We start from the raw sequence: 14642 nt of genomic DNA on the forward strand, positions 1-14642 counted from the left end.
CCACGGGAACGATCCTCCTCTATATCGAGAGTGAGCGATAACATGCCGTTCGTCAAGACGTAACGGGCCGTTCACGCCGATCTCCCGGAACGCCGCGTTTCGCCCGGTACCAAACGCCCAGAGCAACAGTGCTCAGCCGCCGCGCGACCAGCGGGCGAGTCGTACCACCGCACTGCTCAGGCCACGCCGGACGGCAACGCTGTTATCGCTCACAGTCGCGGCCGAGACTCCCAGCCGTTCACGAGCACCCGGTGGCCGAGCCACTAGCAGACGGCTGCGCCGGGTCCACGTCGGCGCGCACTCCGGCGACCAGGTCGGCGGTGGTGTGGGCCGCGATGCCGGGCTGCGCGGCGTCGGCGAACCGCTCGACGACCGCTCGGACGTGTCGCTCGGCGGGTGCGGCGAGGCCGTCGTAGACGGCCGCGAACAACTCCCGTGCCGGGCGCCTGAGCCAGTCCCGTGGAAGCAGCTCCACGGGCAACTGCGGATCGAGGACGGGAAAACGCCGGAAGGTGTCCATCACCTCGGTACGGGCCCGCACCGCAGCGGCGCCGTCGATCTGCCCGGACCGCACTCCGGGCAACAGCGGCGTCCACCGCCGGAGGAACCCGTCGTAGCTCCGACCGATCGCCTCGATGTCCCAGGCCTCGATCGGCGCGCGGTGAATGGCCGAGGCGAGCGCGCTCTGCCGCCCGCGAAACACCGTCACGGCCCCGAGGGTGAGCCGGTCGAGTTCGGCCCGAGCCGCGAATGTCAGCTCCTGCGGCGAGATCCACAAACCGTCGTACAGCGGCGCGTAACCGAGCCACCGGAGTTGCGCCCGCAGGGCCCGGCGCTGCGTACTGCGATCCTGCGGCAGCGAGAAGGCGACGATCGTCCAACACCCGTCCCACCGCGCCGTCGAGGTGGTGGAGGCGAGAATCCACTGCCCGCCGGCGGAGAGGTTGGCGGCGGCGGCGCGGCTGAGCCGGTATGAGCTGCGCCGCCCCAGTCGGCTGCCCTCCAACACGCCACGGCGGGCCAACCGACTGATCGCGGTCCGCGCTCCGGCCGTCGTCACGCCGGTCTCCCCGAGCAGCGCGACGATGGCCGCCGACGGGAGGGCGACCCGGGTCCGCAGCGTGTAGTCCGCCAACAGCGTCACCGCGACACCCTGGGGCGAGTTGCCGACCTGCCGGCGGGGCAGCCGGAGTGGCTGGTCTCCGTCGTCCGGATAGATCTCGTCGATGTCGAAAGGGCTTGCCACAGGCGCTCCGCGCTCCTCGGGGACGGCAAGACGACTGTAGACGGACGACCTATAAATCGACCCTCCTCGATTGACACTTCCTCGCCCGGAGGGAACACTAACTGCCACGCGACGCCATTCGAAGCCGGGCTGGGCGAGCCACAGGTAGCGGGCATCGTGCGATCACCGCGGGAGTCGGGCACACCGCGACGGGATCGCACGGTCAATCCAGCCTGCACAGGAAATCGAAGGAGTCGTCCGTTGAGAATCAGAAGGAAACTGCTACTCGTCCTGGCCGCGTCACTGGTGGCGGCCGGCCTGGTGGCCCCCACGGTCGGGCCCGCGTACGCGGCGTCACTGACCGAGGTGACCAGCTTCGGTGACAACCCGGGCCGGATGCGCATGCACGTGTACGTGCCGGACAACCGCCCGACCCGGCCGGCGGTCGTGGTGGCAATGCACGGATGCGGCGGGTCCGGCCCCGGCTTCTACTCCGGGAGCGAGTTCGCCAGCCTCGCCGACCGCTACGGGTACATCGTGATCTACCCGTCCGCCACCCAGCAGGCCGGGTTCGGCAACTGCTTCGACGTCTGGTCGGACGCCGCGAAGCGACGTGGCGGCGGCAGCGACCCGGTGTCGATCGTCTCGATGGTCCGGTACGTGCAGCAGCAGTACGCGGCCGATCCGGAGCGGGTCTACGCCACCGGCAGTTCGTCCGGCGGCATGATGACCAACCACATGCTCGCCCTCTATCCCGACTTGTTCAAGGCCGGCGCCGCGTTCATGGGCGTGCCGTTCAACTGCTTCGCCAACGCGGCGGACTTCCCGCCCACCAGCAGCCAGTGCACCGGCGGAAACATGAACCGGACCCCGCAGCAGTGGGGCGACGCGGTCCGCCAGGCGTACCCCGGCCACTCCGGGCCCCGCCCGCGCGTGCAGCTGTGGCACGGCACCAACGACACGCTCGTGCCGTACTCGCTGTTGCAGGAGGCGATCGAGCAGTGGACCAACGTGTTCGGGCTGAGCCAGACACCCACCTCCACCGACACACCCCAGGCCAACTGGAACCGGCGCCGGTACGCCGACAGCGGCGGCACCGTCCAGGTCGAGGCGTACAGCATCCAGGGGGCAGGACACAGCCTGCCCTCCGGCGGCATGGCCGCGTCCGCCATCGCGTTCTTCGGGCTGACCGACCCCACGACGCCGCCCCCGACCACGCCGCCGCCGACCACACCACCCCCCACCACGCCGCCGCCGACCACCCCGCCGCCGGCGTCCGGCGCCTGCCGGGTGACGGTCGACGTCAACGCCTGGAACACCGGGCTGACCGAGAACATCACCGTCACGAACACCGGCACCAGCGCCGTCAACGGCTGGTCCCTGGTCTTCGCCCTGCCCGGTGGGCAGACCATCACCTCGGGCTGGAACGCCACCTACTCGCCAAGCTCGGGGCAGGTGACGGCCCGCAACGTCGCCTACAACGGCGGCATCCCCGCCAACGGCTCGGTGAGCTTCGGCTTCCAGGCCACCCACACCGGTAACAACGCCCGACCGTCCTCGTTCACCCTCAACGGCGCGTCCTGCACGGTCGCCTGAAACCGGGTCGACGTGCCCGCGAGCGTGCGCCGGTCACCCCGAGGTGGTGACCGGCGCACGACTCGTTCGGACGGCGCCAGGATCAGCGGTAACCGGCGGTCACCACGCTGGCCTGCACGGCGTTCTCGGTCGCGTCGGACGGATAGCCGGCGACCATCGCCCCCTCGTAGAAGGTGCCGGCGCTCAGGTTCGCGCCGCCGTCGGGCTTGCAGCAGTCACCGCCACTGCCCAGGATGATCGCGCCCTGCTTCTTCATCGGGCTGTATCCCGGCGGGAGCGAGCCGTCGTACAGCGTGTAGAGGCTGCCGGCCTGCGCGTCGCTGCCCTTGATGGCGAACCGGGTCGTGCCGTTGTTCTTCAGCGTCGCGGTGACGAACTTGCTGGTGAACGCGCGTTGGTTCGGGTTCCAGGAGCTGCTGCCGCCCGGGAAGAGACCCCATTCGAGGTCGGCCTGCACCCAGGGTCCGCTGCCGGAGCAGCCGCCGAACCAGCACTGCTTGCTGAAGTTGATGGCGTCCATCGCCCCGGCGGCGTCGGCCTTCCTGGTCGTCTCGCTGTTGCCGTAGTCGAAGCAGCAGCCGCTGTTGACGTGGGTCCCGCTGGTCACCATGTACATGCCCTCGGGTGCCGCGCCGGTCGGCACACCGGTGAGGTGTCCGTCGCGCCAGTAGCTGTTACCGGGGTTGATGTAGAGCGAGTACGCCTTCGCGCCGCCCACTGTCAGCGACTCCGTGGTCGCTGTCGCCGGCCTGCTCTGCGGGGAGCCCGGCACGACGCTCGAACCCTGGTACCAGAGGTCGTTGCCGCGCCCGGACTGGTCGAAGACGACAGTGATCACGCAGGTCGTGCCGGAGCAGAACGAGTCCTGGGTCGCCGCGTTGGCGGTGCCGCCGGTTCCGGTGAGCCCGATGTTGCGGGTCGTGTTGTCCGACGAGCGTCGAACCTGGTAGAGGTTGCCGGCGTACGCCTCGTAGAGCGCCCGCGTGGTGCTGTGCGCCGCGATGCACGGGGTGCCGCCGGAGGCGTAGATGTCGCACGGACGCGCGCCGGTCGGCGGGTTGGTCGGCGGCGGGGTGGTGGTCGGCGAGGCCCACTGCTGGTTGGCCCCGCCGTTACAGGCCCAGAGGATGATCTTGGTGCCGTTCGCGGTGGCCGCGGCGTTGGCGTCGAGGCACAGCCCGGACTGCACGCCGGTGATGGTGCCGTTGCTGTTGACGTTCCACTGTTGGTTGTTCTGGCCGTTGCAGTCCCAGATGATCACCTGGGTGCCGTTGGCGGTGCCACGGCCGGAGGCGTCCAGGCACTTGTTGCCGTACGCCTGGATTTGCTTGGTGGACGTCCACGTCCAGGTCTGGCCGGCGCTGCCGTTGCAGTCCCAGAGCTGTGTCTGGGTGCCGTTCGTGGTGCTGGAGTTGGGCACTTCGAGGCAGCGGCCGGACGGCGTACCGACGATCGCTGTGCTCTGCCCCGGCACGATGGCGACGGCGGCCATCGGGGCGGCGGCCTCGGCGATCGGCGACGGGGCACCGGGGGCGGCGCCGATGCCGACGAGCACTCCGACCAGCGCGGCTGCCAGGGCGGTCAGACGTCGGGCGCGATGACGTCTCGGGATGAGTTCACGGGCTTTTCCTGGCCCGGTGGGGGACGGGGTTCGCACGAGGTGGCTCCTCGGAGTCGTGGAAGCGCGGTGGGGGTGTCGACGCGCCACGGGGGTGGTGGCGATGGCGAATCGATTCGCAGCGAATCGTATGACCTTTGTTTAATTCATGTCAATGAATGCGGTGGCGGGGTGGTGCGCTGGCCGTTGGGCGGACCGCCAGCGCACCACCTCCCCCGAGAGGCCTACCGCCCCAGGAGCCGCCACGTCTGGTTCAACGGGCTGCCCTGGTTGACCGCCCGGCAGGTCCACTGGTGCACCAGCGCACCGGCCGCCGTGGAGACCGCGTTGACATCGACGCACTTGCCACTGTGCCGGGCGACGAGCTGGTAGTCGTGCGAGTCGTTGCCCGAGTAGGTCACCTTGCGCAGCGTGAACTGCTGGTTGAGGCTGTTCAGGCAGGTCCACTGGTGCACGGCCGCGCCATCGGCGGTGGAGACGCCGCTGACGTCGAGGCACTTGCCGCTCTGCTGGTTGACCACCGTGTAGGTGTTGGCCACGCCGGCGACCGGGCGGAAGTTCCAGAGCTGCTGGTCACCGCCGTCGCAGTAGTTCTGCTGTTGGACGTTGCCGTCGGCGGTGCTCAGGCCGGCGTTGTTCAGGCACTGCTGGGAGTGTTGGGCCACCGCCACCGACTGGAAGCCACCGTCCGAGGGGGGCAGCAGCGTGACGGTGTACGTGTCGTTCTGGTTGGTGTACGGCACTGTCACCGTGGCGTTGTTGTTGGACACCCCGACCACGCTGTTCGAGACCGTGACCGGCCCCGCCACCGCGCCGCCACCGTTGTGCGGGATGCGTTGGGTGAGGACCCGGACCTGGTTGTTCTGCACGATGCCGCTGGTGGTGTCCAGGCGTTGCAGGTTGACGGTCAGGTTCCCGGTGGTACGACCAGCGCCGATGAGCACCTTCGCCACCCCGGCCGCCTTCGTGGCGTACGCGTCGTACGACTGACTCGGGGTCACCGCGACGATCTCCCCGACCTGGGAGGCGTAGTAGCGGTAGTTCCACCACTCCCCCTTGGGTTGGTGCTGTCCGGCCGAGTTACGGATCAACAGGTTGCCGAGGTCGTTGTGCAGGCTGCCGCCGCTGGCCCAGTTCGCCCGCAGGCCGTCGGCCCGGGCCCGCTCCAGGCGCGCGATGTACCAGGCGCCGTCGGCCGGGTTCTGCTCGTCGGGCGCGCCGTACTCGTTGATCTGGTACGGACGCGGGTGGGCGATGCCGCGCGGGTCGAGGGTGGCGTTGGCGGCGGCGACGTTCGCGACCGGGTCACCGGGCAGCGAGTGCCAGCTGATGATGTCCGGAACCGTGTTGGTCGAGCGGACGAAGTCCAGGTACTGGTTCCAGAAGGCGTGGTTCGTCGACGGTACGCAGGCGCAGCTCGGCCCGACGATGAGCTGGCTGGGGAACTCCGTCCGGATGCGCTGGTAGGTCCGCCGCCACAGTTCGAGGTACTGGGAGATCGGCCGGTTCCAGAAGATGGTGATGTTGGGCTCGTTCCAGATGTCCCACTGCACCGACAGCCCGGACGCCCGGACGTCGCTGATCAGGCGGGTCAGGAAGTTGTCGTAGTCGGTCCAGTTTCCGTTGTCACCGGGGAAGCGGGAGATTCCGGCGCCGTCGGCACCCCAGAGGTCGTGCGGCAGGATGATGAACTTCCCGCCGAGGGTCGTGGTGCGACGCGCCTGGGCGAGTGTGGAGCTCCAGCGGCGGTCGTAGGTTCCGCCGACCCAGCCACTGCCCGGGAGCTGCGCGCCGCCGGCGCGCATGTACTGGAACTTGACGTCCCGGTAGAAGTGGTCGGCCGGGCCGCTGGCGTTCTCGGTCATGCCGTAGATCCAGCCGGAGGCGCGGTAGGTCGGCGCACCGTTGGTGGTGGCGAAGTTGACGCTGATCGACTCGTCGGCGGCCTGGGCGGGGGACGGGACGACGGTGACGGCGGCAGCGGCGGCGAGCAGGCCGACGACGAGTCGGGCCACGAACACGCGGGCTCGTCCTGACCTGCTGCGGGACGGGGTTTTCACGGGCGGCTCCTTGGTGGGGCGCGGGGGACGCTCTCCGGAGGGCAGCACTTGCGAATCGATTCGCACGGATCGTAGGACCGGGAACTGAACCATGTCAATGAAATGACGGCGCGGTGACGCCCATGTTGCCCAGCGAACCTCCCGGCGCGGCCAACTGACCCTTGACCCCCGGGTATGGCCAGACCTATCTTCGGGCGAACCGATTCGTCGAATCGATTCGCCTCATAGTTGGACTGGTCCAACCCGCGACGATCAACCGACACACCCCACCTGACGATCGATTTGAAGTGAGGCACCACATGACCGGACTCAGTCGTCGGCGGCGCCTGGCCGCCGTCGCCGTGATAGCTCTCGCCGCAGTGACCGGCAGCGCCTGCTCGTCGTCCGCCGACAGTGGCGCCGACGGTGGCGCGTACCTCGTCTGGGACCCGTATCCGCAGTTCGCCGACGACTCCGAATGGGTAGCGCTGCTCAAGAAGTGCGGCACCTCCGCGGGGGTGACTGTCGAGCGGACCGGCTACGACACCACCGACCTGACCAACAAGGCGCTGCTCGCCGCCCAACAGGGAAACTCACCGGACGTGCTGATCGTGGACAACCCGGTCATCTCCACTCTGGCCGAAGCCGGCGCGCTCACCACCACCGACGACAACAAGCTGGACGTCTCGGCCATGGAGAAGAACCTGCTCGGCGCCGGCCAGAGCGACGGCAAGACCTACGGGGTGCCGATCGGGGCGAACACCCTCGCCCTCTACTACAACAAGGATCTGCTCACCGCCGCCGGCGTCGATCCCGCCGCCGTCAAGGACTGGACCTCACTGACCGCGGCACTGACCAAAGTCAAGGCCAAGGGGAAGAAGGGCATCACCTTCTCCGCGATCGGCACCGAGGAGGGCAGCTTCCAGTTCCTGCCCTGGTTCTGGGGATCGGGCGCCCAACTGACCAGTCTGGACTCGCCGCAGGCGGTGTCCGCGCTGACCCTCTGGACCGACTGGCTCAAGCAGGGCCACGCCCCGAACTCCGTCATCAACAACACCCAGACCACGAGCTGGCAGGAGTTCGCCACCGGCGACTACGCGTTCGCCGAGAACGGCACCTGGCAACTGGCCAACGCGGAGAAGCTCGGCTTCTCGTACGGGACGATCGCGATCCCGGCCAGCGCGGGCGGCCCGGCCCCGGCGCCCACCGGCGGTGAGTTCGTCTCCATTCCGGTGCAGAAGAAGACCGGCCGGTACGAGACGTCGCAGAAGCTCGTCACCTGCCTGACCAACGCCGACAACCTCCTCACCACGGACACCACCCTCTCCTACGTCGCGCCCGTCGCCGCCGTACAGGAGCGACAGGCCACCGCGGACCCCAAGCTCAAGGTCTGGGTGGAGGCGGTCCGGGCAGCCAAGGGTCGCACCGGTGACAACCTCGGCACGAAGTACCCGAAGATCTCCGAAGCGCTGTGGACCGCTGTGCAGTCGGCCCTCAGCGGCGGAAAGTCGCCACAGGAGGCACTGGCCGCCGCGCAGACCGCCGCCTCGACCAGGTAAGCGATCCGAACCGACACCATGCCCTCCACGACAGAGACCTCCACCGCCGTACGGGACCAGGGTGGGGCGGCGAGCGCCGCTCCACCCGGGCCTCCCCCGTCCCGTGCCCGCCGGCCCAGCCGATGGTGGGCGTGGGGCTTCCTGGCACCCGTGACCATCTACCTGGCTGCCTTCTACGCCTACCCGCTCTACCGCAACGTCGAGTTGAGTCTGCGCGAGTACACCGTCCGCTCGTTCGTGCAGGGCGGGGCGCCCTTCGCCGGCCTCGACAACTACCGGACGGTCCTGACCGACCCGGCGTTCGGGCCGACGCTGACGCACACACTGGTCTTCACCGCGGCCTCGCTCACCTTCCAGTTCACCATCGGCATGGCCCTGGCCCTCTTCTTCCACCAGCACTTCCCGCTGTCGCGCACGCTGCGGGCGCTGATCCTCGTACCGTGGCTGCTGCCACTGATCGTCTCGGCGTCGACCTGGTCGTGGCTGCTCAACAGCGATTCGGGGCTGGTCAACGCGGCGCTCGGCGTCGTCGGGATCGACCCGGTCAACTGGCTCACCTCGCCGGGCTGGTCACTCACCTCGGTGATCATCGCGAACGTCTGGATCGGCATCCCGTTCAACCTGGTGGTGCTCTACAGCGGCCTACAGGCGATCCCGACCGAGATGTACGAGGCGTCCGCGCTCGACGGCGCGACGGGGTGGCAACGGTTCTGGGGAATCACCTTCCCGTTGCTGCGTCCCGTCTCCCTGATCACGCTGCTGCTGGGGCTGATCTACACGCTGAAGGTCTTCGACATCATCTGGATCATGACGAAGGGCGGCCCGACCGGCTCCTCGGCAACGCTCGCCACCTGGTCGTACCGGCTCGGCTTCGGCAACCTGCTGCCCGAGTTCGGCCCGGGCGCGGCCATCGGGAACCTGCTCATCGTGCTGGCTCTGATCGCCGGCCTCGTCTACATCCGGATCGAGCGGAGGCAGCAGCTGCGATGACCACCTCGACGCCTCGGGCCTGGTGGAAGACCGGCGTCGGCCTGGTGCTGACCGGGCTGATGCTCTTCCCCGTCTACTGGATGATCAATGTGTCCTTCACCCGGGACCAGGACATGCGGGCCAGTCCCCCGCACCTCTTCCCCACCAACGGCACCCTGGACGGCTACCGGGCGGTGCTCGACCAGCAACTGCCGTACCTCGGCACCAGCTTCCTGGTCGGCCTCGGCACTGTGGCGCTGACCGTGGCGCTTGCCGCGCCCGCCGGTTACGCGCTGGCGAAGCTCCGGCCACCCGGCGGGCCGGCGCTGAGTTTCCTGCTGCTGATCGCGCAGATGATCCCGGGGATCATCATGGCGATGGGCTTCTACGCCATCTACCTCACCCTCGGCGTCCTCAACACGCTGCCCGGCCTGATCCTGGCCGACACGACGCTCGCGGTGCCGTTCGCTGTCCTGATCTTCACGGCGTTCATGTCCGGCATCCCCGACGAGCTGCTCCAGGCCGCCGTGGTCGACGGCGCCGGTCGGCTGCGGACCTTCTGGTCGGTCGTGCTGCCGGTCAGCCGCAACTCGATCGTCACGGTGTCGCTCTTCGCGTTCCTGTGGTCCTGGTCGGACTTCATCTTCGCCTCGACCCTGGCCGGCGGCGGCGACCACCAGCCGATCACCCTCGGCATCTACCACTACATCGGCAACAACAACCAGCAGTGGAACGCCATCATGGCCACCGCCGTCGTCGCCTCGATCCCCGCCGCCGTGCTGCTGATCCTGGCCCAGCGGTACGTCTCGATGGGCGTGACCGCCGGCGCCGTCAAGGACTGACCATCCGCGGCGGTCGAGGACTGACCACCCGCACCACAGAAAGGCACCCGCCACCCATGACCGCCGCCCCGTCCGGTCCGGAGTTCGGAATCCAGGACATCCCCTTCAGCTACCGCGGATCCTGGTTCAACATCTCCCCGGTGGTAGCCGAGAAGACGTACGCCGACGATCTGCACCTGGTCTCCCACCAGACCGGGCTGCACCCCGTACTGCGGCTCACCCCCACCGTTGCCGGCACCACAGTCGTCGCCACGCCCGCGCTGCTGACCTGGCGCAACGGAGCCGACCGGATCGAGGCCGTCTACGACGGGCCGGACACCCTGCGGATCCGAGGCCACCGGCTCGGCCTGCGGGTGGCAGCGGCCGCGCACACCCTCACCCCGTTCAGCGGGACCTACCTGTACGCCGATCCGGTCGACGGATCACACGTGTTCACCTCGTACGAGACCGGTCGCCGCTACCGGATCACGGTGCTCTCCGGCGCCCTGCTGCGGACCGACGGCGCGCAGGCGCTCGGCACCGCCGACCGGTCCCTGGACCTTCGCGGCGACCAGCCCTGGGAGATCGCGATCGAGGAGTACGCCACCGCCCGCCGCCCGTACGTCGGAGCCGTCACCTTCGAGCAGTTGTGCCGCGACCGGTTCGCGGAGTTCACCGCGTTCGTCGACGCGATCGCGCCCTGGCGCGGCCCGGAGACCCCGGCCGCCGAGCTGGCCGCCTACGTCCTGTGGTCGGCCACTGTCGCCCCGGCGGGCTTCGTCACCCGGCCGGCCGTCCTGATGTCCAAGCACTGGATGGACAAGGTATGGAGCTGGGACCACTGCTTCAACGCGATCGCCCTGGCGGCCGGCGAGCCGGAGCTGGCCTGGCACCAGTTCCAGTTGCCCTTCGACCACCAGGACGAGGCCGGCGCCCTCCCCGACTCGGTCACCCACTCCGAGGTGCTGCACAACTACGTCAAGCCCCCCATCCACGGATGGGCCCTCCGGCACCTGCGCCGACGCCTTCCCCAGCCGCCGGATCGGGCGGCGCTGGCGCAGACGTACGACCGGCTCACCCGCTGGACCGGGTTCTGGCTCGACGCGCGACGCGCCCCCGGCCACGACCTGCCGCACTACCAGCACGGCAACGACAGCGGCTGGGACAACGCCACCACCTTCGACGAGAACCGGGTCCTCGAGACGGCTGACCTCGCCGCGTTCCTGGTCTCGCAGCTTCGCTGCCTCGCCGACCTCGCCACCGAGCTGGGTGAGCCCGCCACCCGCTGGTTCCGGGAGGCCGACCGGATCCATCGGGCCATGCTGCGCGACCTGTGGGACGGTGAACGCTTCTGCGCCCGGGACCCCCACACCGGGCACCGGCGAGCCAGCCGCAGCCTGCTCGACCTGATGCCCGTCGCGCTCGGGGCCGACCTGCCGGCCCCGGTCGCCGCCGCGCTGGCGCGCGGCGTCGAAAGCCACCTGACCACGCACGGGCTGGCCACCGAGCCGACGGACTCGGCCCACTACCTCGCCGACGGCTACTGGCGTGGCCCGATCTGGGCGCCCTCCACCGTCCTGGTCGAGGACGGCCTCCGCCGGGCCGGGCAGACCAGGATCGCCGACGACATCAGTCGGCGGTTCCTCGCGCTGTGCGAGAAGTCCGGCTTCGCGGAGAACTTCGACGCCGAGACCGGCACCGGGCTGCGGGACCGCGCCTACACCTGGACCGCCAGCAGCTACCTCATCCTCGCCGCCGCCCAGGAGGAACGGCGGGTCTGGGGCGGGTAGTCCTGTCGGATCAGCGGCCCCGGACCGGGCCGGTGCTGGAACGCAACGAGATGGGCGGGCTGTACAGGCGGTGTCGTGGCACGGCGCCGGGAGCCGCGATGATCTCCAGAAGCAGCGACACCGCCTCGGCGCCCATCTCGACCATCGGCACGTCGGCGGCGGTCAGCGGCGGGCGGAAATCCTCCGCCCAGTGCTGCGCGGCGACTCCGGTGACGGAGAAGTCGCGTGGCACTGACAGCCCGGCGCCGGTCAACGCGCGCTGCATTCCGGGCAGTGCGGCCTCGTTGATGGTGGCCACCGCCGTGACCTCCGGGTGCGTCGCGAGCAGCTGCTCCATACACGCCTCGCCGGAGGCGGTGTCGTCGCCGCTGCAGACCTCCACGCCGGTCAACCCCCGTTCCGCCGCCGCCGCACGAAAGCCGGTCAGCGCGCGATGGCTGGGGCCGTACCCGGCGGCCACCAACTCGGCGGACCGGTTCACGAGTGCCACGTGCCGGTGCCCCAGGTCGGCCAGGTGCTGCACGCACCGGGCGATCAGCCCGGCGTAGTCGATGTCGATCCAGCTCATCCCGTGCGGCTCGGCGGTCCGGCCGATGGTGACGAACGGCAGCCCGGCCTTGGTCAGCCGGGTCACCCGGTCGTCCGCCAACCGGATCTCCATGAGGACCACGCCGTCCACCCGACGCCCGGTGACGATCCGCTCGAACGACCGGTCATGGTCGCCACCGGAGGGGGACAGCAGCACGTCGAGGTCGTGGCGGGCGGCGGCCTCGACGACGCTGGCGACGAAGCCCAGCTGCATGTCGGTCAACCGCTGGCTCGCGGGCGGGATGACCAGCCCGAGGGTGCGGGTACGCCCCTCCTTGAGAGCACGGGCGCTGGCGTTCGGCCGGTAGTCCAACTCGTCGATGACCGACTGGATCCGTTGCCGGGTCGCCTCCGACACGCTGCGTTTTCCGCTGAGCACGTAGGAGACGGTGCTGCGGGACACCCCCGCCCGGCGAGCGATTTCCCCGATGTTCATCAATCGCCCTCGAATCGATTTTTGCCCCGACACGGGGACGCACCTTGCTCCGCCGACCAGCATATCCGTCCTCAGGCTCATCGATCGATGACCAACGCGTTCCAACTAGCGCCAATAGATGGACGACCATTAATGTCACAGGTATGACGTGTGACGTCAATTCCCCGCCCCCACCATCGCACCGAAAGGATCCGATGAACGTGAAGAGAAAACTGGGTCGCCTGACGGCCGCCGCCGGGACCCTGTTCGTCCTCGTCGTCGGCGCTGGCGCCTATGTGGTCTCGGACGCGCCGGGCGTCGCCCACGCCGCCGGCACGGGTCCGTGTGACATCTACGCCTCCGGCGGCACGCCGTGCGTGGCTGCCCACAGCACCACCCGCGCGCTGTACGGCGCGTACAACGGCCCGCTCTACCAGGTCCGACGATCGTCGGACAACACCACCCGCGACGTCGGTGTGCTCAGCGAGGGCGGCTACGCCAACGCCGCCACCCAGGACACGTTCTGCGCGAACACCAACTGCGTCATCACGATCATCTACGACCAGTCCGGCCGCAACAACCGCCTCACCCAGGCGCCCCCCGGCTACTTCGTCGGCCCCGCTCCCGGCGGATTCGACAACCTCGCCGACGCGAAGGCGGCACCGGTCACCGTCGGCGGCCAGAAGGCGTACGGCGTCTACATCGCCCCCGGCACCGGCTACCGCAACAACAACACCAACGGTGTCGCGACCGGCGACCAGCCCGAGGGCATCTACGCGGTCGTCGACGGCACGCACTACAACCAGTGGTGCTGCTTCGACTACGGCAACGCGCAGACCAACAACCTCGCCGACGAACGCGCCATCATGGAGACCGTCTACTTCGGCGCCAACAAGCAGTGGGGCTACGGGGCGGGAGCCGGCCCCTGGATCATGGCCGATCTGGAGTGGGGGCTGTTCTCCGGAGTCAACGCGGGCTACAACAACATCGCGTCGATCAACCACCGCTTCGTCACCGCCATGGTCAAGGGCGAACCGAACCACTGGGCGATCCGGGGCGGCAACGCCCAGTCGGGCAGCCTGACGACCTACTTCGACGGGCCACGCCCCAACGGCTACCACCCGATGAAGAAGGAAGGCGCCATCCTGCTCGGCATCGGCGGTGACAACAGCATCACCGGTCGCGGCACCTTCTTCGAGGGTGTGTTGACGTCCGGCTACCCGACGGCGGCCACCGAGAACGCCGTCCAGGCCAACATCAACGCCGCCGCCTACGCGCCGGCCGGCGGCGGCAACCCGCAACAGAACGTCCAGGTCGTGGGTGCCCAGTCCAGCCGCTGCATCGACGTACCGAACGGCAGCACCACCAACGGCACCCAGGTCCAACTCTGGGACTGCACCGGCAACACCGCGCAGCGCTGGACCTACACGGCCGGCAAACAACTCCAGGTGTACGGCAACAAGTGCCTCGACGCCTCCGGCCAGGGCGCCACCAACGGCACCCAGGCCATCATCTGGGACTGCCACGGCGGCACCAACCAACAGTGGAACCTCAACTCCAACGGCACCATCACCGGCGTCCAGTCCGGGCTCTGCCTCGACGCCAACGGCGCCGCCACCGCCAACGGCACCAAGCTCATCCTCTGGGCCTGCAACGGTGGCACCAACCAGCGGTGGTCCACCCGCAGTTGACCCACCGCCCGATCGGTCCGTCGTACCGCCCCCCGCAGCGCCGCCGGGCGCGGCACGACAGTGAGTTGCCTGGCAGCCTGCACCGTGCGCTCGGCTGGCCCGCCCTGTCGATCCGCCAAGGAGCGGTATACCTCAGAGGCATAATTATGCCTCTGAGGTATACCGCTCAAAACCGCATCCGCCCTGACCTGGATGACCGGCGGTCACCGGCCCAGCCGCCAGCACCGATGAACGGGGCGGCGATCAGCACGATCGCCCCGAGCGCCCGCTCCGGTGGCCGCCCGGCGAGCGAGTGGGTGCGGGTGTCACGAACGGGCGATCGCCCGCGACC

General features: G+C 69.2%; 10 protein-coding genes. 6 read left to right on the forward strand and 4 right to left on the reverse strand.

Features of this window, described 5'->3' with window-relative positions; all coding sequences use genetic code 11:
• Window positions 1-238 precede the first annotated feature (238 nt).
• Window positions 239-1246 (reverse strand): PaaX family transcriptional regulator, encoded by a 1008-nt coding sequence (locus GUI43_RS06100; RefSeq protein ID WP_112698264.1) that lies wholly within the window; start codon window positions 1244-1246, stop codon window positions 239-241.
• Between the two features lie 240 nt (window positions 1247-1486).
• Between GUI43_RS06100 and GUI43_RS06105 the strand changes: the two genes are divergently transcribed.
• Complete coding sequence (locus GUI43_RS06105; protein ID WP_112698265.1) at window positions 1487-2821, forward strand: extracellular catalytic domain type 1 short-chain-length polyhydroxyalkanoate depolymerase; 1335 nt, start codon at window positions 1487-1489, stop codon at window positions 2819-2821.
• 82 nt (window positions 2822-2903) lie between these two features.
• Here GUI43_RS06105 and GUI43_RS06110 read toward each other — a convergent pair whose 3' ends face one another.
• Both GUI43_RS06110 and GUI43_RS06115 read right to left on the reverse strand, forming a co-directional pair.
• On the reverse strand, window positions 2904-4478 hold the full coding sequence (locus GUI43_RS06110) for an arabinofuranosidase catalytic domain-containing protein (protein ID WP_211326651.1): 1575 nt from the start codon (window positions 4476-4478) through the stop codon (window positions 2904-2906).
• Between the two features lie 185 nt (window positions 4479-4663).
• Window positions 4664-6460: an RICIN domain-containing protein gene (locus GUI43_RS06115; protein WP_244220591.1), complete on the reverse strand. Its 1797-nt coding sequence runs from the start codon at window positions 6458-6460 to the stop codon at window positions 4664-4666.
• Window positions 6461-6798: 338 nt separating this feature from the next.
• On the opposite strand from GUI43_RS06115, the gene GUI43_RS06120 reads away from it, so the two are divergent.
• The 4 genes from GUI43_RS06120 (at window position 6799) to GUI43_RS06135 (ending at window position 11617) form a co-directional block, all read left to right on the forward strand.
• Window positions 6799-8037: a sugar ABC transporter substrate-binding protein gene (locus tag GUI43_RS06120; protein WP_112585229.1), complete on the forward strand. Its 1239-nt coding sequence runs from the start codon at window positions 6799-6801 to the stop codon at window positions 8035-8037.
• Between the two features lie 150 nt (window positions 8038-8187).
• The gene (locus tag GUI43_RS06125) at window positions 8188-9027 is read left to right on the forward strand and encodes a carbohydrate ABC transporter permease (protein ID WP_225854990.1); all 840 of its coding nucleotides are present in this window, start codon (window positions 8188-8190) and stop codon (window positions 9025-9027) included.
• Entirely contained in the window at window positions 9024-9848 is an 825-nt protein-coding gene (locus GUI43_RS06130; protein ID WP_112585225.1) for a carbohydrate ABC transporter permease, read from the forward strand. The genes GUI43_RS06125 and GUI43_RS06130 overlap by 4 nt, the downstream gene beginning before the upstream one ends.
• A gap of 56 nt (window positions 9849-9904) precedes the next feature.
• Complete coding sequence (locus tag GUI43_RS06135; protein ID WP_112698268.1) at window positions 9905-11617, forward strand: amylo-alpha-1,6-glucosidase; 1713 nt, start codon at window positions 9905-9907, stop codon at window positions 11615-11617.
• A 10-nt stretch (window positions 11618-11627) separates the two neighbouring features.
• Here the strand turns inward: GUI43_RS06135 and GUI43_RS06140 are convergent, their stop codons facing one another.
• Window positions 11628-12641: a LacI family DNA-binding transcriptional regulator gene (locus GUI43_RS06140; RefSeq protein WP_091401000.1), complete on the reverse strand. Its 1014-nt coding sequence runs from the start codon at window positions 12639-12641 to the stop codon at window positions 11628-11630.
• Between the two features lie 194 nt (window positions 12642-12835).
• On the opposite strand from GUI43_RS06140, the gene GUI43_RS06145 reads away from it, so the two are divergent.
• The gene (locus GUI43_RS06145) at window positions 12836-14311 is read left to right on the forward strand and encodes an arabinofuranosidase catalytic domain-containing protein (RefSeq protein ID WP_112698269.1); all 1476 of its coding nucleotides are present in this window, start codon (window positions 12836-12838) and stop codon (window positions 14309-14311) included.
• The last annotated feature ends 331 nt before the right edge of the window (window positions 14312-14642 follow it).

It is taken from the genome of Micromonospora noduli, from assembly GCF_003264365.1.
In the GTDB taxonomy this organism is placed as follows: Bacteria; Actinomycetota; Actinomycetes; order Mycobacteriales; family Micromonosporaceae; genus Micromonospora; species Micromonospora noduli.